The organism is Deltaproteobacteria bacterium (assembly GCA_016874755.1).
In the GTDB taxonomy this organism is placed as follows: Bacteria; Desulfobacterota; Binatia; order UBA9968; family UBA9968; genus DP-20.
Genome location: VGTH01000001.1, coordinates 205,453 through 225,907, shown reverse-complemented (window position 1 = coordinate 225,907; position 20,455 = coordinate 205,453). Strand labels below are relative to the sequence as shown.

Annotated in this window: 24 protein-coding genes, 1 tRNA gene and 1 pseudogene; 4 read left to right on the top strand and 22 right to left on the bottom strand. The window is 57.4% G+C overall.

Features of this window, described 5'->3' with window-relative positions:
- Positions 1-13: 13 nt before the first annotated feature.
- The 5 genes from FJ145_01085 to FJ145_01065 form a co-directional block, all read right to left on the bottom strand.
- The gene (locus FJ145_01085) at positions 14-787 is read right to left on the bottom strand and encodes a TatD family deoxyribonuclease (protein MBM4260017.1); all 774 of its coding nucleotides are present in this window, start codon (positions 785-787) and stop codon (positions 14-16) included.
- Between the two features lie 30 nt (positions 788-817).
- A complete protein-coding gene (metG, locus tag FJ145_01080) occupies positions 818-2,467 on the bottom strand; it encodes a methionine--tRNA ligase (protein MBM4260016.1) in 1,650 nt (549 codons plus the stop codon).
- Positions 2,356-3,342: a DNA polymerase III subunit delta' gene (gene holB, locus FJ145_01075; protein ID MBM4260015.1), complete on the bottom strand. Its 987-nt coding sequence runs from the start codon at positions 3,340-3,342 to the stop codon at positions 2,356-2,358. The genes metG (FJ145_01080) and holB overlap by 112 nt, the downstream gene beginning before the upstream one ends.
- Positions 3,339-3,983, bottom strand: coding sequence for a dTMP kinase (locus FJ145_01070; protein MBM4260014.1), 645 nt, complete (start codon positions 3,981-3,983; stop codon positions 3,339-3,341). The genes holB and FJ145_01070 overlap by 4 nt, the downstream gene beginning before the upstream one ends.
- 117 nt (positions 3,984-4,100) lie before the next feature.
- On the bottom strand, positions 4,101-4,559 hold the full coding sequence (locus FJ145_01065) for a response regulator (protein MBM4260013.1): 459 nt from the start codon (positions 4,557-4,559) through the stop codon (positions 4,101-4,103).
- A gap of 169 nt (positions 4,560-4,728) precedes the next feature.
- Between FJ145_01065 and FJ145_01060 the strand changes: the two genes are divergently transcribed.
- Positions 4,729-5,664, top strand: coding sequence for a glycosyltransferase family 4 protein (locus tag FJ145_01060; GenBank protein ID MBM4260012.1), 936 nt, complete (start codon positions 4,729-4,731; stop codon positions 5,662-5,664).
- Between the two features lie 560 nt (positions 5,665-6,224).
- On the opposite strand, the pseudogene FJ145_01055 reads toward FJ145_01060, so the two are convergent.
- The 8 genes and pseudogenes from FJ145_01055 to FJ145_01020 all read right to left on the bottom strand — a co-directional run bounded on the left by FJ145_01055 (position 6,225) and on the right by FJ145_01020 (position 13,523).
- A pseudogene (locus FJ145_01055) lies at positions 6,225-6,929 on the bottom strand (ABC transporter ATP-binding protein).
- Positions 6,930-6,933: 4 nt separating this feature from the next.
- Positions 6,934-7,806 (bottom strand): ABC transporter permease, encoded by an 873-nt coding sequence (locus tag FJ145_01050; GenBank protein MBM4260011.1) that lies wholly within the window; start codon positions 7,804-7,806, stop codon positions 6,934-6,936.
- Positions 7,807-7,810: 4 nt separating this feature from the next.
- A complete protein-coding gene (locus FJ145_01045) occupies positions 7,811-8,989 on the bottom strand; it encodes a glycosyltransferase family 4 protein (GenBank protein ID MBM4260010.1) in 1,179 nt (392 codons plus the stop codon).
- A 5-nt stretch (positions 8,990-8,994) separates the two neighbouring features.
- Complete coding sequence (locus tag FJ145_01040) at positions 8,995-9,720, bottom strand: class I SAM-dependent methyltransferase (protein MBM4260009.1); 726 nt, start codon at positions 9,718-9,720, stop codon at positions 8,995-8,997.
- A gap of 23 nt (positions 9,721-9,743) precedes the next feature.
- Complete coding sequence (locus FJ145_01035) at positions 9,744-10,760, bottom strand: glycosyltransferase family 2 protein (GenBank protein ID MBM4260008.1); 1,017 nt, start codon at positions 10,758-10,760, stop codon at positions 9,744-9,746.
- The gene (locus FJ145_01030) at positions 10,729-12,513 is read right to left on the bottom strand and encodes a hypothetical protein (protein ID MBM4260007.1); all 1,785 of its coding nucleotides are present in this window, start codon (positions 12,511-12,513) and stop codon (positions 10,729-10,731) included. Before FJ145_01030 ends, FJ145_01035 begins: the two co-directional genes overlap by 32 nt.
- Positions 12,514-12,667: 154 nt before the next feature.
- Positions 12,668-12,910 carry a hypothetical protein gene (locus FJ145_01025; protein MBM4260006.1) on the bottom strand — a complete coding sequence of 81 codons (243 nt, stop codon included), beginning with the start codon at positions 12,908-12,910 and terminating at the stop codon, positions 12,668-12,670.
- 13 nt (positions 12,911-12,923) lie between these two features.
- The gene (locus FJ145_01020) at positions 12,924-13,523 is read right to left on the bottom strand and encodes a glutathione S-transferase family protein (protein ID MBM4260005.1); all 600 of its coding nucleotides are present in this window, start codon (positions 13,521-13,523) and stop codon (positions 12,924-12,926) included.
- Positions 13,524-13,678: 155 nt separating this feature from the next.
- Between FJ145_01020 and FJ145_01015 the strand changes: the two genes are divergently transcribed.
- The gene (locus tag FJ145_01015; protein ID MBM4260004.1) at positions 13,679-13,888 is read left to right on the top strand and encodes a hypothetical protein; all 210 of its coding nucleotides are present in this window, start codon (positions 13,679-13,681) and stop codon (positions 13,886-13,888) included.
- A gap of 24 nt (positions 13,889-13,912) precedes the next feature.
- On the opposite strand, the gene FJ145_01010 is transcribed toward FJ145_01015, so the two are convergent.
- From FJ145_01010 to FJ145_00970, 9 genes are all read right to left on the bottom strand, one after another.
- On the bottom strand, positions 13,913-14,230 hold the full coding sequence (locus tag FJ145_01010) for a DUF1232 domain-containing protein (protein MBM4260003.1): 318 nt from the start codon (positions 14,228-14,230) through the stop codon (positions 13,913-13,915).
- 127 nt (positions 14,231-14,357) lie between these two features.
- Positions 14,358-14,433: transfer RNA gene (locus tag FJ145_01005), tRNA-Ala, on the bottom strand.
- 6 nt (positions 14,434-14,439) lie between these two features.
- Complete coding sequence (galU, locus tag FJ145_01000; GenBank protein ID MBM4260002.1) at positions 14,440-15,309, bottom strand: UTP--glucose-1-phosphate uridylyltransferase GalU; 870 nt, start codon at positions 15,307-15,309, stop codon at positions 14,440-14,442.
- A gap of 25 nt (positions 15,310-15,334) precedes the next feature.
- Positions 15,335-15,700, bottom strand: a complete 366-nt coding sequence (dksA, locus tag FJ145_00995) for an RNA polymerase-binding protein DksA (protein ID MBM4260001.1) — start codon at positions 15,698-15,700, stop codon at positions 15,335-15,337.
- Positions 15,701-15,851: 151 nt separating this feature from the next.
- Positions 15,852-16,670: an MBL fold metallo-hydrolase gene (locus FJ145_00990; protein MBM4260000.1), complete on the bottom strand. Its 819-nt coding sequence runs from the start codon at positions 16,668-16,670 to the stop codon at positions 15,852-15,854.
- Entirely contained in the window at positions 16,667-17,227 is a 561-nt protein-coding gene (gene amrA, locus FJ145_00985) for an AmmeMemoRadiSam system protein A (protein ID MBM4259999.1), read from the bottom strand. The genes FJ145_00990 and amrA overlap by 4 nt, the downstream gene beginning before the upstream one ends.
- A 74-nt stretch (positions 17,228-17,301) precedes the next feature.
- Entirely contained in the window at positions 17,302-17,694 is a 393-nt protein-coding gene (locus FJ145_00980) for a transcriptional repressor (protein MBM4259998.1), read from the bottom strand.
- Between the two features lies 1 nt (position 17,695).
- Positions 17,696-18,274 (bottom strand): DUF3501 family protein, encoded by a 579-nt coding sequence (locus tag FJ145_00975; protein MBM4259997.1) that lies wholly within the window; start codon positions 18,272-18,274, stop codon positions 17,696-17,698.
- Between the two features lie 140 nt (positions 18,275-18,414).
- A complete protein-coding gene (locus FJ145_00970) occupies positions 18,415-18,837 on the bottom strand; it encodes a rubrerythrin (protein ID MBM4259996.1) in 423 nt (140 codons plus the stop codon).
- Positions 18,838-18,975: 138 nt separating this feature from the next.
- On the opposite strand from FJ145_00970, the gene metG (FJ145_00965) reads away from it, so the two are divergent.
- Both metG (FJ145_00965) and alr read left to right on the top strand, forming a co-directional pair.
- Entirely contained in the window at positions 18,976-19,296 is a 321-nt protein-coding gene (gene metG / locus FJ145_00965; GenBank protein MBM4259995.1) for a methionine--tRNA ligase subunit beta, read from the top strand.
- Positions 19,297-19,308: 12 nt separating this feature from the next.
- On the top strand, positions 19,309-20,442 hold the full coding sequence (gene alr / locus FJ145_00960; GenBank protein MBM4259994.1) for an alanine racemase: 1,134 nt from the start codon (positions 19,309-19,311) through the stop codon (positions 20,440-20,442).
- Positions 20,443-20,455: the final 13 nt, after the last annotated feature.

Genomic DNA, 20,455 nt, shown 5'->3' with positions numbered 1-20,455 from the left:
AGAACCCTGGCTCCTATTTGATGCCGAACAACGCGCGCACGTTTTCCGTGGTCACGCGCGCCACTTCGTCGAGCGAAACGCCTTTGATCTGTGCCATGGTCTCGGCAACGAAACGCACGAACGCCGGCTCGTTGCGTTTGCCGCGGTGCGGCACGGGTGTGAGATAGGGCGAATCGGTCTCGACGAACATACGTTCCAGCGGCACGCGGCGCACCACGTCGCGCAGCGCTTCGGCGTTTTTGAATGTGATGACTCCGGTAAAGGAAAGATAGAAACCCAGGTCCAGGTAGGCACACGCCGCGGCGTAATCGCCTGTGAAGCAATGAATCACGCCGCGCAGCGCGCCCTGCCCTTCTGTGCTCAATAAGTCGGCGGCTTCTTTGGCCGCATCCCGCTCGTGGACCACAATCGGCAGCTTGGTTTCACGCGCCATGCCGATGAACTGGGCAAAGACGCGGCGCTGCACTTCGTGCGGCGAGTGATTGTAGTAGTAGTCCAGGCCGGTTTCGCCAATGGCAACGACTTTCGGCTGGGCGGCCAACTCGCGCAGTGTTTGCAATTCATCCGTGCCGACGTCCTTGGCGTCGTGCGGATGCATGCCCACCGTGGCATAAACATTATCGCAGCGCTGAGCCAAAGCTACTGCTGCACTGTTGCTCGACATATCGCCGGCGCCGCCAACAACGACCAGGTTGGTAATGCCGGCGTTTTGTGCCCGCGCGATCACCGCGTCAGCCTCGCCGATGTACTCTTTGCCTTGAATATGGCAGTGGCTGTCGATCAGCATGATAGAAAGAAGGCGACCGGCCGGTCGCCCCTACTTCTTTTTATCCGTCTCGATGCGCGGGAATAACCCCTTGGTGGTCTTTACGGCATGGCCGTCGGTAAAACATTTTCCCCAAGCGGCTTGCGGCCGCGCTGTAGCAGCGGAGAGATCGAGCAAAACTCCCAGCTCTTTGGCCGTATCCGGCATAAACGGCGCCAACAAACGCGCGAGCGAGCGAATGACCTCCATTAATTGGTGCAAGATCGCCCCCACGCGCGGCCGTTTGTCTTCGTCTTTGTATAGCGTAAACGGCGCCGTCTGGACGACGTAGCGATTGGCATGATCGAGCGCCGCCCAGATCGCCTCCAGCGCCCGGTGGAATTGCAACTCCGCCATGAACTTTTCCTGTTCGGCTTCGACCTGGGCGAACTTGCTCTGCAGCTCGCGATCTTCGTCTGGCCAATTGCCACTCAGGGGCTGGATAATTCCGGCGAAGTATTTCTGCTGCATCGCCAGCGCACGGCTGACAAAGTTGCCAAGATTATTGGCCAGGTCGGAGTTAAAGCGGCCGATCAAATTATCTTGCCGGAAGTCCGCATCCTGGCCAAAGACACTTTCGCGCAGCACGAAATAGCGAAACGCATCCATGCCGAACTTTTCCTTTAGCTCCAACGGCGCCACGACATTGCCCAAGCTCTTTGACATCTTCTGCCCTTCACTGGTCCAAAAGCCGTGGACATTGAGATGTTTGTAGAGCGGCAAGCCTGCTGCCATCAACATCGTCGGCCAGAAAACTCCGTGCGGTTTGACGATGTCCTTGCCGATGAAGTGCTGCGCCTGTGGCCAGAACTTCTCGAAGAATGCATCGCCTTTGCCTTTGAGCGCGCTGACGTAGTTAATCAATGCGTCGAACCACACGTAGGTCACGTAATTGGCGTCAAAGGGCAACTCGATGCCCCAGGTCAAACGGCTCTTCGGCCGCGAAATGCACAAATCGCCAATCGGCTCGCGCAGCATGGCGATGACTTCGTTTTTAAAACCTTCGGGGCGGATAAAATCCGCATGGCTCTCGATATGCTGCAGCAGCCGTTCTTGATACTTCCCCATGCGAAAAAAGTAGTTTTCTTCTTCGATGCGCTGGGGCTCGGTGCGATGATCCGGACACTTGCCGTCGACCAACTCTTTCTCAGTCAGAAACCGCTCGCAGCCAACGCAGTAGAGGCCGCCGTAGCGGTCAAAGTAGATGTCGCCGGCGTCATGCACGCGCTGCAGCAGCCCTTTGACGAAATCGATATGCGCTTGATCCGTGGTGCGAATAAAATGATCGTAGGCAAAACCGCAGCTATCCCACGCCGCCTGAAAAGTCGCGCTGATCTGATCGGTGAATTTCTTGGGCGTCTTGCCGGCCTGCGCCGCCGCCTGAGCGATCTTGTCGCCGTGCTCGTCGGTGCCGGTCAGATAGAAAGTCTCGCGGCCGCTCTGCCGGTAGTAGCGCGTCAGAGTATCGGTGATAATCATCGTGTAGGCGCTGCCCAGATGCGGCTCGCCATTCACATAATAAAGCGGCGTGGTGATGTAGACCGGGTCCATCAGCGTGCTCCCACAACATTGAATAACAGATCTTCGAGCACCATGCGCCGGTTCAAATTGCGCTGAATGCGCGCCCCAGCGCCGACGGCTTGCTCGAAGAGCGCGAGCCATTTCTCAACTGTGACCGCGCCAGCCAGCTGCTGAGTCTGTTTCAGCAAGTCGAGATTGATCAATTCATCGCCGCTGTGCACCGCGGCGAAGACCAGCAGATCGCGATAAAACGTCTCCGCCCATTCGAGAAACTTGAGCGCATCGTCCTTGTTGCCGGCGAGCTTCTCCGCCGCGTCACTGCCGCTGCGGTAATCGCCTTTGCCTAAAGAACCGAGCAGCGCCGCCCACTCGCGCCGTTTTTCGAACAGCTTGCGGTCATTTAATTTGAGCGCCAGCCCAAGGCTTCCCATGGAGAGCGCGGCTAGGAATTGCGCCTCTTCGGTTTTGACCTGCTTGTTGCGTTCCAAGTATTGAGCCACCGCCGGTCGGTGCAACGGGCCGAAACTTACTTTCAAACAGCGCGAGCGCAGCGTCGGCAGCAGCGCGCCGCCGTTGGCGGCGATGAGAATCAGCAGCGAATCGGCCGGCGGCTCCTCTAGCGTCTTGAGCAGCGCGTTTTGCGACGAGAGATTCATCAAGGTTGCGCGATCGAAGATGACGATCTTGCGCCCGCCGGTAAACGACTGGTAGTTGAGCTCCTTTTCAATGTCGCGAATCTGCTGAATCGCAATCTCTTTCCTGCCTGCCAGAGGTTCGACCAGGCGCACATCGGGATGGTTGCCATCGCCGATGCGCTTGCAATTGACGCACTGCCCGCAGAAGTCACCGTTGGCGCCGGCGCAGTGAATCGCCTTGGCCAAAGCCAACGCAATCGCTCGCTTGCCCACACCCTCGGGACCGAGAAATAAGTAGGCGTGATGCAGCCTGCCATTGGCCAAAGCGCTGCGGAGAATTGCCAACGGCTTTGGCTGGCCGATAATTTCAGCAAAACTCATGGGGTCAGTTCCCGTTCGACGATGGTTCTGACTTGCTCGGCAATCGCTTCAATCGACTGGGTCGCGTCGATAACGCGAAATCGCTTTGGCTCTGCCTTGGCCATTTCAAGAAATCCGGCGCGCAGCTTTTCGTGAAACTGTTTGTGCTCGCGCTCGAAGCGATCCTCGGCGTTTGCCGCTGCGCCCGCTTCAGTTTGGCGTCGTACTGTTCGCCCCAGCCCTACTTCGACGGGACAGTCAAACAACAAAGTGAGATCCGGCGCCAGCCCGCCGTTGGCAATCGCGTTCTGTTGGCGCAAAACCGCCAGATCGATGCCCCGGCCGTAGCCTTGATAGGCCAGCGTCGAGTCCGTGTAGCGATCGCACAGCACGACGTCGCCGCGCAGCAACGCGGGCCTGATCACCTCCTGAACATGTTGCGCGCGGTCAGCAAGGTAAAGCAACAATTCAGCCGCCGGCACCACGGGCGTTTCACCGACTTCCAGCAAGACTTTGCGCAGCGTTTGCCCAAGCGCGGTGCCGCCGGGCTCACGTGTGACAACACAGCGACGGCCTTGAGACTTCAGCCAAGCTTCGAGCCGTTTGAGCTGCGTGGTCTTGCCGGAACCGTCGCCGCCTTCGAAGGTGATAAAACGAACCATTCAAAACACGATGACATGAGCGAAAGGTGCGACGCAAATCGAAACCCGCCACAACGGCGGGCAGGATTCGTCAAGATCTATCTAAAGGAGGGGGCCTGCTTGCGGCATTTGATTGGGCTACGAAACTTTCGCTTCACCGAGCAGCAGATTGATGCCGTTCACCAGTTGGGTGCTAGTAAAGGGTTTGGTGATGTAATAGTCGGCGCCGAGCTTATAACCGCCCAGCACGTCTTCGTACTGCACTTTGGCTGTCAATAGAATGACTGGAATAGTCGCCCAATCCGGCGCCCCCTTCAATCGTCCCAACACTTCGAGTCCATCCATCTCGGGCATCATAATATCGAGAATGATTAGATCGGGTTTCTGACTTTTCAAATGGTTGAGCAGCTCCAGACCGCTCGAGGCGCTCCAAACGGTGTATCCTTTGCCCTCCAATATGGTCTTGACGATCGTGATAATGTCTGGATTATCGTCGACGACCATAATGGTTTTTCTTGTCTGCCATACGACCCCCTGCCACGTTGCGAAAGCAAAAACCTTGGGTGAGCGAAAGCAAAAAATGCGCCACTGACCCATTCACGCAAACGAAATTTATCTTTAGTTAGCGAAGTGTACCATCTTGCTCCGGAGTTGTAAACTTATCTTACCGTTCCGTTTACTCGGTCGCTTAAGGACTGACCATACGCCAATAGTCTTGTACTAGTCTATATGGAAGGTGGGAATACGCGCCTTGTAACGTGCCCTGGTGCGCGGCCTTCGACCCGGCTTGTTCAGCTATCTCGCGCAAGCGCGGTCTTTGCTCAACAATTTTCAACCCGATGTGATTTGGGCCTGCTCCGATGCGTTGCACGCCATCTTCGGTTATCGGTTGGCCGCGGCGTACCGGACCAAGTGTGTGATCGACCTCTACGATAACTTTGAAGCGTTTGGTGTCACGAACATTCCCGGGCTGCGACAAAGCTTTCGTCATGCCGTCAGGCAGGCCGATGGTGTCAGCTGTTTTAGCCAACCACTCGCCGACTATGTCGTTAGCAGCTACCCTCGCGATAAAGCCACGACGGTGATTGAGTCCGGCTTCGACCCGCAGTTATTTTACCCGCGCGATCGCGCCTGGTGCCGCCAACAGCTCGGGCTGCCTGTGGGCTCAAGAATCATCGGCACCGCCGGTGCGCTGCATCGCAGCCGCGATATCGAAAGTCTCTTTCACGCCTACGCCATGCTGGCGCAAACCGATGAAGACTTGCATCTGGCGCTTGCGGGACCACGCGAAAAAGGGCTGCGCATTCCGAGCGGCCCGCGCATCCATGACTTGCAGCAACTGCCGCACGATAAAGTGCCGCTACTCATGGGCAGCCTCGATGTCGGAGTCGTCAGCTACAAGAACTCACCGCAAGGGCGTTTCAGCTTCCCACAAAAACTCTATGAAATGCTGGCCTGCCGCACACCGCTGGTCGCGGCGGCCGTTGGGTGCGCGCGAGAAGTGATGCGAGAACTGCCGCAGTGTCTGTTCGAGCCGAAAAATCCTATAGATCTGGCCCGCGCGGTTTCTTTTCAATTAACGCACCATCGCATCCCCGATGGGGCCGTGCCGACCTGGCAGGCAATGGCTGGAGAGCTTGAGCGCTTCTTCGGCCTGCTGCTCGATGAAAGGAGGCCGGCCGCAGCTCAGAGCCCGTTGTAGTGGCCCTGCGTCAGTGCGCTTTCCCGCCCTGGGCTTGGTTCCGCGATTTCCCACTTGTGGTCGAAGTGAATCGTGTGACAGACACCGTAACCGAAGGCATCCACAGGCGGGCCAACGATTTTGAAAAGCGCGGCCTGGCTGACCTCGTGATAAAAGTCTTTGATGTCAGGCCCGTATAGATAGAGCCGCAGACTGTAGCTGCCAACGAGCAACGGCAGCTTGCGTATGGAAAAATGCACCACCGTCGTCCCTGGCTCGACATCGAAACGAAACCCCTTGTGCGGCGAAGCAAAGGCACCGAGCAGACCCAAGGATGGGGTGAGCACGTGAACGATCAAGCGCGCGTTGGCGATCTTGCGCTGAGACCTGATCGTCACCGCTGCGGTCAGATTTTCACCGGTGTTAAAGTCGCTGCACGGCTTGCCGTCCTCGTCGAACAGCTCGACCCGCTCGATCGACGCCGGCGCATCGGCGCTGCGTTGATCGGTCAAGCTGCCGCGTTTGGAGAGCAGCTCCTCGTAAGCCGCGATGCCGCTCGCGACCGCGCCATCGTAGATTTTCTTACCGCGGTCCAAGACGATCACGCGGTCGCAGACGCGATGGATGTCGACCATGTTGTGCGACACGACCACGATTGTCTTGCCGGCGTTTTTGAGATCGAGAAAGTGCTGAAAGCACTTCATGCGAAAAGCGATATCGCCGACGGCCAAGACTTCATCGACCAACAAGAACTCAGCCTGCATATGCGCCGCCACGGCCATGGCGAGACGCACCTGCATGCCGGTGCTGTAGCTTTGCACCGGCGTATCGATGAAATCGGCGAGCTCGGCGAACTCTACGATCTCATCGAACTTGCTCTCGATCTCCTTTTTTGAAAAGCCAAGGATCGCGCCGTTGATATAGATATTTTCCCGGCCGGTCAGCACCGGACTAAAGCCGGTGCCAAGCTCGATCAGCGCGCGAATCCGCCCGTGAATTTCCACGCGCCCAGCATCGGGCCGCACCAGCCCGTTGAGCATTTTCAAGAGCGTGCTCTTGCCGGCGCCGTTGGCGCCCAGCAGTCCTAGACATTCACCGCGCTGGAGCTGAAACGACACATCGTCGAGGGCCAAAAACTCTGCAGGGCGCAAATGCAAGCCACGGCTGCCGTCCTGCGCCGCCACTTCGGCGAGCAAATCTTGCAGGCCGTACCAAAGCGAGCGCTTCAGGCTGCGGCAAAATTTCTTCGAGACATGCTCGACCTGCAATGCGGCTGGGCCAGTCATCGGTCTATCCGCTCATGCGCTCGATCAAGACCGGCAACGCCAACCGGTAAAGCAGCCAGCCGCAAAGCAGCGCCAAGATGACGAGCCCAAAGATCCAAAAGAAATTAGGACTCCATGGCGACGCGCCGCCGAGCATCCAGCTGCGCGTGGTGTCGAGCAAAGCAGTCACCGGATTGATCCTGACGAAGAAAGACCCTCCCCTGCTAGCCTGTGCGGGATAAAGCACCGGAGTGGCAAACATCCAAAGCGAAACCAAGAACGGCAAGCCGTGATTCACATCCTGGTAGAGAATCGAAATCGGCGTTAACCAAAGTCCCAGCGCTAGTCCTAAAGCGAGCAAAGCGCAGACGCCAAGGGGCACATATACAAGGGAGCTCGCCAACGGCACGTCGAACCAAAGCACCACAACAAACAAAAGCAGCAAACGAATCGCGAACGAATAGAGGACCTCGCCGGCACCGGCGATGATCAACGCTTCGCGCGGAAACTGTACTTTGGTTAACATCGTCTGACACTGCGACACCTGCCGCATGGGCGCTTGCAGCGCATCGGCAAACACCTGCCAAAACGTCATGCCGGTCAAGACAAAGATGCCGTAGGGCACCGGGGTTTTTTCCACCGAGAAGTAACCGGCGTCCTGCAGGAAAACAAAAACCAATGTGGTTAACAGCGGCGGCAAGAGGCCCCAGGCGTGACCCAACAAGGCTTGCCGGTAGCGGGCGCTTAGATTGCGCACCAGCAAGCGCCAAGCAAGCCAGCGCGCCGCGAACGCATCCTGCATCATCGTCCGCACCAGCTGGAGCGGCTGGCGCAGCTGCGATGCCGCGCTATAGACGGTGACGATCTCGTCGTGGCGTGGTGAAGTGGGCAGGCTCATGCGCTTAAGATCGCGCGCTTTGCTCGATGGCGGTTTCGCTCACGCTCGCGGCGAGCAAAGATTGGAATAATTTTTCATAGCGCGGCACGATTTGCGCCCAACTAAAAGCCGTCTGGGCGCGGCGGCGGGCAATGTTCCCCATGCTGCGTCGCCTGGCGTCGTCCTGCAACAATGCGATGACTGCATCCGCCATTGAGTCATGATCTTCCGCCTCGACCAGCACACCGCTTCGACCGTCGTCAATGGCATCGGAAATACCGCCAACCCGAGTGGCCACTGCGGGCTTACCCGCGGCGCCTGCTTCCAAGAGCACGATGCCAAAGCCTTCGACATCGTCGCCGCCGGCGAGCACTGGCAAGACGACCAATTCGCTGGCGTGATAGAGCTGCACCAGCGCTTCGTCCGACAGCGCGCCCAATAGCCGCACATGATCACGCAATCCCTGGCGGGCAATTTCGGCGCGTATCTCCCCTAACGTGTCATTGCGGTGCGCCAGCGATGCATGGGGATTGGCGCCCACGACGGCGAAGCAGGCGTTGGGAATTTTCTCGACAATGCGCGGCAACGCATGAGCAATAAATTCGCGCACGCCCTTGCGCTTGGCCAAGCGGCCGACAAAGAGAATAACTCGCTTACCGGCAAGCCCAAGCATTTCGGTCGTTTCATCGTTGGCCGCGCCCGCAAACCGGTCGCTGTCGACACCCGGAGCAATCACGGTGATCGAGTTTGGAACGACACCCTTTTCTCGCGCGAGCATTGCGGTGTAAGAGCTGTTGGCGATAACTTGGTCACAAAAGCGCAGCCAGCGCACGCAGAGATGCTGGTAGAGCGGGCTCGGGTAAATCACATCGAGCCCGTGGACGAGCACAACTGCTTTGCGGCCGAATAGCCGTGCAAGCAGCAACACCAAGGGAGTTACCAAGGCGCTGCCGCCGAAGATGATCGGGCTCCGGTTACGTACCAGCTGCAGCGCGCCGCGCATGAGTGCGTAGAGCGCAAAGGGCAGCAGCCCAGCCAACGGCCCGCGATAGACGTTTTTCTCATCCGCCGAGCGATCCATCGTATGCGCAGTGATAACGGACACAGCATGATTGTGTGCTAGCCCGGCGCACAGATGAGCCATGACATTTTCAATCCCACCGCGGCGCGGCGGATAGTTCCAAGTAAGTACGAGAATGTCCACGTCGATCAACCTCGCACCCTGCACAGATGATAAACTTGATACTGCCAAGACAACGGCCAGAGCGGCAGCGCCAAAGCTTGGGCAGCGCGCAGCAGCCAGGCATGGAGCGCGCCGCGAAAGATCCAATCCGCCGATAGAACGTGCAAATCACGCCAGCGCTGCTCCACTTCTAGACCGGCACTCTCGAACAGGCTGCGCCATTGCGACAACGTTAGCACTTCTTCGCGCGCGGCGGTTTGCTCAGTGCCGCCGTACAAACCTAAACGGCGCGGCAAGAAATCGGCGTTGGGCACCAAGAGCAAAAACTTGGCATCGGCTTTGGCCACGCGCTTCATCTCCCGCAAAGCGCGCAGCGGATCGAGAAAATGTTCCAGCGCGCCCAGGCAAGAGACAACGTCGAATTGCCCGTCCGCAAACGGCAACTCCTCGGCCGAACCTTGCTTGAGATCAGCGCTCGGCAGCGCTTGACGGCAGGCATCCAGGGCAATCGGCGAGAGATCGAGACCGGCGGTCACGGCGCCGCAGGCAGCGGCGGCCATCAACCAATCGCCCCTGCCACAGGCGACGTCAAGCAGCTTACGCTCCCAGAGCGATCCCACCCGCCGCGCCAGGGCACACAGATGGCGCGAAGGCTGCGCAACGGTGCCTGCATCACGGTGATAAACTTCATCGTAGAACCGCCGCAGAGTTTCCTGGCTGGATTCGTCGAGCTTTAGCGCCGTGCGTGCCATCAGCAGCCTCTCCGTTTCGCAACCTAGCGCGCCAGCATCTCTTGCTCGACAAATTCCGGATTGCGCTGCAGCACCCCGGCCACATCGCCCACCACGAAAGGCTGTTCTTCGAATACGACTTCATTTGTTCGAACGGAAATCGGCTCCGGCCTACTCCAGTGCCGTTCCATGCGCAGTGCGGCGATCTGCTCGGAAATCAGACCGAGCATGAAAATAATCACTGAAGTCACGAACAGCAGCACCGACATGTTGGTGAAACGGCCGTAGTGAAAAAAAGTGTAGCCATAGTAGCCTAAGCCGGTGAAGAAAAACCCCAAGCTCACCGGCATGAAAACGCGAAAAGGCGCGAACAGGGTGGCGATCTTGGCGATGATCAACAAAAAGCGCACACCGTCTTTGACCAACTTGATCTTCGAGTGGCCGGCGCGGTACAGCGTTTGAATCGGCACATACTTCACGGTTAGTCCCGAACGCAAAAAAGCCATCGTGATAGTCGTCGGATAGGAAAACGTGTTGGGCAAGAGATCGATATAGCGCAGCGCCTCGCGCCGCGGCAGCACGCGGAAGCCGGAGGTTAGATCTTTGATGCGAAAGCGCGTCACGTAGCAAGCAAAAAGATTATAAAACTGATTGGCGACATAGCGATGGAAGCGCAGCTTGGAGCCCTTGGCGCGGGCGCCAACGATCATGTGATATTTGTCGGTTTCGGCAAGCAGCTTTTCGATGTCTTCCGGCTGGTGTTGGCCGTCGCCATCCATCAATACCAGCCAGCGGCCGCTAGCAGCGCGTATGCCGCTTTTGACGGCGGCGCCGTTGCCGATGTTGTACGGGTGGCGCACGATCTTGACGCCGGCCTGCTCCGCTACTGCGCCACTGCCATCGGTGGAGCCATCGTCGACAACGATAATCTCGTGGCTCGGCAAGCTAAGCGCAGCGATCTTGTCGAGCAATGGGCCGAGATTTTCCGCTTCGTTGAAAACCGGGATGATGATCGAAACGTGATAGCGGTCAGCGGCTGATTCTGTAGAGTGCGTAGCCACGATCCTGGAAGCTCAAATGCAGGTGTCGTGCCACGAAGTCATTCCAAAGCAGTCCTTGGGGCGGCGTCAAATTATTTTGCAAATAACGGCCCAGCAGGTCGACATGGGCCATTAGGTGGTTAATGCCCATTCGCTGTAACGCTTGGGCAACATCGTCCGGCTTTTGCGCACCGCGCAGAGTAGTTAACAAGAATCCAGGTAATTCACCGGGGTCGTGAAAATAGTCCCGCTCGCAGTAATAAACGCGCCGCCCGACAAAGATCAGGTACACTTTCGCGTCCGCCGGCAGTTCCCGGTTGACGTACTGGAACACTGGAAATTCCGCCAGCGAGCGCGTCAAGAAGTTGACTCGACCCTCCCGACCCATGACATAGGGCCACGGCGCGACTTCGCGAAAGTAGCCCCACAGGTAGCTCCCCTGCCACGCCGCGAAAGCGATCAAAATCGCATACAGGTAACCCGGCCGTTTGATGCTCAGGTAGATATTGAACACAGCGTAGGCCAGCAAAATCACCAGCGGCGGCACGATCATCAAGACATAGCGCGCCCGCATGTCGACCATGACAACGGCAAAAGCGAGTAGCAGCGCGGCGAAGCCAAAGAGCAATTGCTTTTCTTCACGCCACTTGCCTTTAAACGCCCAGGGCAGAAGCAAAATCAGCAGCGGGCTTAATGCTCCGTCGAAATACTGCGGGTTGTCGTCCTGGCCGAAAAAAAACAACCGCAAGGGCAGCGCGGCGATTTGCCAGCCGCTCTCGCCGTAGAGCAAGGCGCGCTTGGCGAACACACCGAACTCGACAAAACTCTCGGCAGCACCGCCTGGGCTCGGCACGCTGGAGTGAAAGTAGCGCCCCATGAGCGGGTAAAACGGATTGCCGGTTTGCAGCCAGTTCTTACCCAGCCAGGGCAGCAGCGGCAGCGCCGTGAGCAGACCAAAACAAACCATATCGGTGACGACCTTGCGTGCGCCGCGCCCTGGCTCGCCCGCTGCTATGAACAAAAAAAACCCAGACACGAGCACCGCCACGAGATAGCCGTTCGGTTTGGTCGCCATCGCCAAGCCGAGCGACAGCGCCGCCAACACCAGCCAACCGCGCCGGGTCTTTTCCTCGCGCCAGGAGAGCAAGCAAAGCAAAGCGGCGGTCGTATAAAACGTCACGCCAAGATCGACATAGCCCCAGTGGCTCAAGCGCAGCACCACCGGCGTCGCAATGAAAAAGAAAAATCCCAAAAGCCCGTAGATGCCGTTCATCCGGCGCGCCAAATAGGCGTAGAGCAACAGGCCGGTCAAGTAGCCGTAGAGCGCGTGAATCAGCTTCGGGACAAAGTCCCAACCCCAAACCAGCCAGGGCGTGTAGAGCATGTCGAGGAGCATCGGGTAGTAGGCGTAGTAGGCGATCGGCACTTCGACGATGCGCCCGGCACGCGCGTAGAGCTTGGGAATCGCTAGGTGATGAGTGAGCTCGTCGCGCGCCGTCGGCGGCGTCAGCCCGAGGAGCGTTTCGCCGAAAAGAATCAGTAGGAGCGCCAGCCAGATCAGCCGCCCGACCCAGTGGGCGGTGCGCCAAGAAGAAACAAAAACATAAAGAAAAAACAGTGCGGCAGCACCAAGGGACGCCGCAACTAAACTGTTAAAGAGTGGATGAGCAACGAAACCGGCAAGACCAAAGAACAGATAAACCGTCGCCACCAAGCCAAGCAAAACACCCACCAGGCTGGTGCGAAACAAAAGCCCCGAGAAGTGCGCCTCCATCGGGATTCTTTCACCACGAAGCTCACGAAGCTCACGAAGTTCGGAAAGAAATTTTTATTTTCTTTTCTTACCTTCGTGAGCTTCGTGGTCTTCGTGGTGAATATTTCCTCTCCGAAACTCTGCGGCTTTGCGCCTTTGCGGGAGACATTCCGACCTAACCTTCAATGATCGCCACCACGGCGCTGAACTTCACCGTGTCGCCTTCTTGGGCTTTAATCTCTTTCAGCACGCCGTCGCCGGGCGATTCGATTTCGACGTTGACTTTGTCGGTCTCGACTTCGAGCAACCCTTCGCCCTTTCTCACCGCCGCGCCGGGCTGTTTCAACCAACGCAGCACTTTGACTTCGTCGCTTTCGTCACTCGAGCCCAGACGGGGCACAATCACTTCTTTGTTCATGAGCGGCGGCAGCCTAGAGCGAAGCGGCGTCGAAGCTATCCGCCAAAGACTTCAACTTGAGCGTTTGCTTCATGTTTTCCATAAACGCGTTGACGTTCTTGTACTGCGCCGGGATGTCGTACTTGACGGTGGTGTAGAGATAGTGGAGCTGGGAAAAGATCGAGATGTCAGCGATGGTCATGCGATCGAAGACAAACTTCTTGCCCGAGTAGATTTGCTCGAGGGTGTTTAGATGAACCCCTAACTCGGCTTCGGCTTTCTGCTTCGCCTCCGGCGTGTCGGCACGGCGCATCGCATGGTTGGCGTGGATCAAGATTTCATCCGACCAATCTTCCAGCGCCAAACACAGCCCTTTGTCTGCCGCTTTGTCCGGGTAGATGCTCGGCGCCGGATTATCTTTCTCCAGCCGCGCCGAGATCACGGTCGAATCGATGACCATCTCGCCGTTGTAATTGGTCGAGGGGACTTTGCGCTGGCCGGTGTACTCGACCAACGATTTGCGCTCGTCCTTGCGCACGTCGACCACTTCGTAGGGAACTTTCTTGAGTGCGAAAACGATGCGGACTTTTTCGCAGAACATCGAGGTTTGAGATTGATAAAGCTTGATCGCCATGAGCTCCTCCTATTGTGAATGCAATGCTTTTCGGGACGGGTCCGAATATAATGGAACTTTGCGTTGCCATGCAACAAGCGGCGCGATTATTGACCTGCACCGGCTTCACGCGTATTCTGGCCGACGAGTGCTCGACAGGCGGGAACGGGGACGCAATGGCAAAATACTTACAGTGCAGTGAGTGCGGCAAGCTGGCTTTTTACTACGACGACTACGTCGGCACCGAAAAGCCCTTCTACAAACGGTTCATGCGCTACCCCGAAGGCGAGACCAAGCACGAGCCGCCGCGCTGCTTTAGCTGCGGCGGAGTGCCGCGCATGATCCACGAAAACATCAAAGAAGAAAAAGCCGGCGCCAAACATTAGCGCCCGAGCCGGTCGATTTTCCGCTTACTTTCCCGCAGAAATTCTTTTCAAGTGTTCCTGCACCACGTCCGCCGGACACAGGCGCAAAAAGAGCTTTAACCCCGCCACAATCACCGCCAGGTCATCGGCCTGGCCCAGGCCAGGAATGAAATCCGGCACCAAATCCGTCGGCAGCACCAGATAGGCCAGTATCCCAAGCACAACGAGCTTGGGCAGCGCCGTCACCCGCGGATCTTTCACCAGCCGCGCAAACAATTTTACGAAACTGGGGAGATGGGTCAGCAGCTGGAAGAAGCCGCGCCAGCCCAAATTTCTGATTACGATGCTAGGATTAATCGCCATCGCGCAAAACCTCCGATTAGCTCAAAGACGGTTCGCAGCCGAAATTTATTCAATGTTCGGCACCGTGACAGCCGTTGTCAATGCCTCCAACAAAAAAAGGCGGGTCACTGACCCGCCTTTGCAAAATTGGTGGAGCTGATGGGAGTCGAACCCACGGCCTCCTCGTTGCGAACGAGGCGCTCTCCCAACTGAGCTACAGCCCCATATGTCTATGATTTCGCGACCAGCGATCGCATGTAGTGCCTAACCTTATCCTCCAAATCGGGCCTTTTCAATGCGTACGCAATGGTCGCGCGGACAAAACCGAACTTGTCGCCGATATCGTAACGCTCGCCGCGGAATTGGCAACCGAACATATTGCGCCTTTGCGCCAACTGGTTGAGCCCGTCGGTGAGTTGAATCTCGCCACCCCGGCCAGGTGTCTGTCTTTCGAGAATCGTAAATATCTCCGGCCGCAAAACGTAACGGCCGATGATCGCCATGTGCGACGGCGCATCGGCGGGCGCCGGCTTCTCGACCGTGGCCTGCACCGAATACAACCGATTGGAGATCTCCTTGCCGCGGATGATGCCGTAGGCCGACACTTCGCTCGGCGCAACCTTCATGAGCGCAATCACCGATTCATTTTTCTGTTCGAAGACATCGAGCAGCTGGCGCACGCCGGGCGTGCGGCTGTCGATCAGGTCGTCGGCCAACAACACCGCAAACGGCTCGTTGCCGACCAGATCGCGCGCGCACAACACGGCGTGACCCAAGCCCAACGCCCGCTTCTGCCGCACCGAGACGACTTCGGTCATCTCGGCAATTTTGCGCAGCATCGCCACCATGCCGGTTTGACCGCGCTCTTGCAGCACCTGCTCCAGTTCCGGGGCTTCATCGAAATGATCTTCGATGCCGTCCTTACCGCGGCCGGTGACAAAAATAATTTCCTGAATGCCCGAGTCCACCGCTTCTTGCACGACGTATTGGATCGACGGAATGTCGACGATCGGCAACAATTCTTTGGGAACGGTTTTGGTCGCCGGCAAAAAGCGTGTGCCCAGGCCGGCCACCGGGATAACTGCTTTTCGAACTTTCATAGGGAAATGGTCAACAGGAACGGGGTTAAACGGCTCGTTTAGCCTTTTTCTCCTCGATTTCCTGGTTGGATTTGCATTCGATGCACAACGTCGTCACGGGACGCGCTTTCAACCGCTCCACGCCAATCATCTCGCCGCATTCTTCGCAAACGCCGTACTCGCCGTTTTCCAACCGCTGCAACGCCTCCTGCATTTTGATAATCAGTTTGCGCTCGCGGTCGCGGATGCGCAGCACCGAGTTCCTATTCGACTCCAGCGCCGCTCGGTCGGTCGGATCGGGGAAATTTGTCTCGCCGTCCATATCTTCGACGGTCTTGCCCGCTTCCGAGCGCAGCTCCATGATCCGTTGAGTCAGCAAGCTGCGAAAATATTCGACTTCGTTTTGGTTCACATGCCCCTCGCGCGAGTTATGTCGTCTCGAGAAGTAAAGAAGTATTATAGGAGGGACAAGCAAAAAGGCAACTACCGCCGGCGTCAAACTGTCGCCGGTAAACCGCAGCGGTTTGCAATCGTGCGCGGTCAGGGCGATGGGCTGGTCGCCCTCAATCCGCAAACCGCGACGGCCGCGGATGTTTCAGCACAAACACTTCCGTGTTCTTCGGCAGCATCGACCGATTAAGCGTCAACTGGGAGTCATCGAGCTTGCGAATCGGGTAGTGCTCTTTGGCAAACGCGGCGAACAGCTCGCCCTGGCGGGCAATATCATAATGCATGGGAATGACGATCGGTGGCTTGACCTGATCGATGACTTTTAGAATGTCTTCGAAGCCTAGATTGGTCATGGCATCGATCGGCACCATCATGACGTCGACCCGCTGCATGACTTTTTCCTGCTCCGGCGTCAGCAAGTGGCCGATGTTGCCGAGATGGGCGATGCACAGGCTGCCCATTTCGCAAATGAAGATCGAGTTAGCGATCGCTCCCCAGTTGGCGCTGCGCTGGCTCGGGATATTGACGATGGTGATGTCTTTGATGCTGGTGCGGATCGGCTGCCAGGCTTGCTTAAACGTAATTCCGCGCAGAATCACCGGATCGCCGGTCACGGCGCCGGTGTTGTTATGCGTAAAATGGTCGTTGCTAATGGTGATGGCGTCGGCCTGAATGCCGGGCGTGACGTCGAAATTGGGATCGGCCACCACCTTGGTTTGGCTACCGGAGTGAATCAGAAAACTCGAATGGCCGAACCATTGAATGAAATAGTTGCCGAGCGAAAGCCCCTTGGCGCCGGGACGAGCTTGCACCAGCTTACGCCCCTGGCCAATCAGCTGCACCAACGATGGATTGCAAAACGCCTGGGCGGCATCGCGCAGATGCAGCAATAGACCGCCCGCCAACAGGCCGACAAAATTGCGCCGCTTCATACATGCTCCTCGATGATCAATGCCGTAAATGACGAAACTTCCGTGTCGGGACTAAGCCAAGCTTCTCTTTTCAAACCCGCCTTCACGCAAGTCTGCGCGAGAAAAGTCTCCATGTCCCAGCCCCGTTCACTGGCCACCTGCGGCAATAACACGCCGCGCGACCGGCCACTGGCGACGTGCAGTCCATGCTTGCCCACCACAAGCTTGAGCGGCGCTTCGGCTTTGACCAACCGGGAGATCACCGTGATGTCCAGTTGAATCTCGCCGAGCTCCTGCGCGCCAATCGGCGCCATGCGACTATCGCGCGACGCCGCCGCTTGGGTCATGTCGATCACGGTTTCGTAGAGCGGGTGATGCGGCGTGCACGTGCCCACGCAGCCGCGCAGCTCCTCGCCTTTGAACAGGCTGACAAAGGCGCCGTAGTCGTCGCTGGTGAGATAAAGATCGTCGGGGCTCTCGATGTCGAGCGGCTGGTGGCAAACGAATCGGCAGAGCGTCATGCGAGCAATCTCAAGCAAACGCTTTTGCGACTCGGCAGGTAGGTAAACCTCGGTCATAGCGCGCCTCGAAGCCCGAACTTATCGCGGCGCCGGGTTCGGTTCAAGATTAAAGTTCGCTGCTAACAGCCGGTCTAGCGCGAGCACTCTTTGCAGGTGCCGTAGAAAGCCAGTTGGTGGGACGTGACTTTGAAACCTTCGTGGGGCAGTTTGGCGGGCTTGATTTCTTTTTGGTGATCGACCAGCACATCGTAAACCTGTTCGCATCGTTCGCAGATAAAATGTTGATGGCGCTCCACCAGCGGATCGAAATGCTGGCTGCGCCCCAAGATCAACACTTGCAGCCGGTTCTCAGCCACCAACTTCTGCAAATTGCGATAGACCGTGCCGAGACTGATGTTCGGCAGCTTGCGCCGCACCTTCTGGTAGACCTGGTCGGCGGTCGGGTGCGACTTGTCATGCCGGAGGGCAGCCCAGATGACTTCCAGTTGCTTGGTGTTTCTTGCCTGCTTGCTCACGTGCGCCATCTTATGGCTCCATCAGGTCGGCCGCCAAAGCCTTTTGCACTTCGGGCTTGAGCAAGATCGCCGCCTTGTAGTTGGGATGGTCCACCGACAACTCGCTCGGTTGTCCTTCGAGAAAGGCCTTGCGTTCCTCGGCGCTAAACGGGAAACGCACATATTGGACGGCGCTGATCTTGTCTTCCTTGCTCCGGCCTTCTTCGAACTGCGCCGGTATCTTGTGCGCGCCGATTTTCAAATAAACCGCTTCATCGATGCCCTGGAACTTGAGCAGATCGTCGCGCAAATGGGATTGGTCCTCGATTTCGAGAAATAACGTCGCGCTGAGCTCGGATCCCACCGGCAGGAATTGATTGTAAACCGAGATCTCTTCGCGAATCTTGTCCAAATCGGTAATCCGCTCGGCGCGCAGCATTTCTTGGATTTGAAAGATCACCGTGTCACGGTTTTCAAACACGAGTGAGACCTTATCCCCCACCGAAACCCGCCGCTTCTGCTTGAGTTCGATAATCTTTTGGCGAAACTCCTGGCGCACTTTCTCGTAAGCGCTAAAGCCCAGGATATCGTCGAGCCCCACAGGTTTCATTTTAAGTTCTGACCGCCATAGTGAAATCAGTTCGCGTTCGAACAGTGCAGGTATGAGAGGAACGTTCGACCAAGGTGGTTCCCAGCATCGACGTATGAGTACCCCCACGCGTCGATGCCGGGCTCCACAGGACAATCCGCTTAGCCCAGGGTGTCGAGCCCTTTTTGGAAGCGGCCAGCGTGGGATTTTTCGGCCTTGGCGAGAGTCTCAAACCACTCGGCCAATTCCGGCAAGCCCTCGTCGCGCGCGGTCTTGGCAAAGCCCGGGTACATTTCAGTGTACTCGTAGGTCTCGCCTTCGACGGCCGATTTCAGGTTCTTCGCCGTGGTGCCGATCGGCACGCCGGTGCAGGGGTCGCCGACTTCCTTCAAGAAATCCAAATGACCGAAGGCGTGGCCGGTTTCCGCCTCCGAGGTGTCGCGGAACAGACCGCCGACATCGGGATAACCTTCAATGTCCGCCACCCGTGCAAAGTACAGGTAACGCCGGTTCGCCTGCGACTCGCCGGCGAAAGCGCCCTTGAGGTTGTCGTGACTCTTGGTTCCATTTAATGGCTTTGCCATAAAAACTCCTCCCTTTGTATTAGTAACTGTTACTGTTAATACGAAATCGCTCTCGCGCTTGTCAAGACACGCCGCGCTTTGCTTTTCTTGCCTAGATGATTCTGATAGCTTTCAAGAACTGCCCTGGAAGGAACGTGAATGATCTCGATCGAAGATTTCCGCAAAGTTGAGCTCAAGGTCGCGACCGTGAAGTCGGCCGAGCCCCATCCCAACGCCGACAAGCTGATGGTTTTGCAGATCGATCTGGGCGATGAACAGCGGCAAATCTGCGCCGGCATTCGCAGCCACTACACACCGCAAGAGCTGGTCGGCAAACAAATCGTGGTCGTGGCCAATCTGGAAACCGCCAAACTGCGCGGCCTGGAAAGCCAAGGCATGCTGCTGGCGGCGTCGAGCGGCGAACAAGTGATTCTGCTAACCCCCGACAAGCCCGCTAACTCAGGTTCTCAAGTAAAATAGTTGTCAGCCTGCATGACCCACACACCGCCAGGACGCCCGACGCTTTGTTTCATCGATCACGATGCGCTGCGCTGGAACCTACGCCAAGTCCGCGACAAAGTCGGCGACAAAGTAAAAATTCTCTCGATGGTCAAAGCCAACGGCTATGGCCATGACGCCGTGGCCGTCGCGCAGACCTTAGCGAGCGCTGGTAGTGACGCCTTTGGCGTCGCCACGCTCGAAGAAGGTACCGAGCTGCGTCGCGCCAATATCGCGGCGCCGATTCTCGTTCTCGCCGGCGTTTATCTTGAGCAAGTCGATCAGCTTCTCGCCAACAAACTCACACCCGTCGTCCATGACGTCGATGCGATGAAGCGCCTCGACGTCGAGATCCAGCGGCGTGGCACAACGTTGCATGTCCATCTAAAAGTCGACACCGGCATGGGCCGCATCGGCCTGCCGGCCGGTGACGTTGCTCACTGGCTGCCCAAGCTCAAAAAACTCAACGCACTTAAAATCGCAGGCCTCTTTTCCCATTTTTCCACGGCGGAGAGCGTCGAAGGCGTTTATACCAAAAAACAACTGGCGGTCTTCGCTGATTTGGTGGCACAGCTGCGCGCACAAGGCATCGCGCCGCAATACTGTCACCTGGCTAACAGCGCGGCGACGATCACGCAGCCGGCGGCCTATTTCGATATGGTTCGCCCCGGTATCATGCTCTACGGCGGCTATCCGTCGCGCGAGATGGCCGCACAGGTTACTCTAAAACCGGTGATGGCGTGGAAAACACGCATTCTGCAGCTCAAGAAAGTCCCGCCCGGATCGAGCATTAGCTACGGCCAAACCTTCGTTACCGAGCGAGAGAGTCTGATCGCCACGCTGCCCATCGGCTACGCCGATGGCTATTCGCGCCTGCTTTCCAATCGCGGCGAAGCGCTGGTGCGCGGCCAACGCGCCAGAGTTGCTGGGCGCGTCTGCATGGATTTGACTATGCTGGATGTTACCGATATAGCCAACGTGCAATCGGGAGATGAAGTTGTGCTTCTCGGTCGTCAAGGCGGCGGGGAAATCACTGCCGACGAGATGGCCGCATGGACCGGCACAATTTCATACGAGGTCTTCACTTTCGTCGGCGCTCGCGTTCCCCGTATTCACATCAATACTTAGGAGGATTCCTACT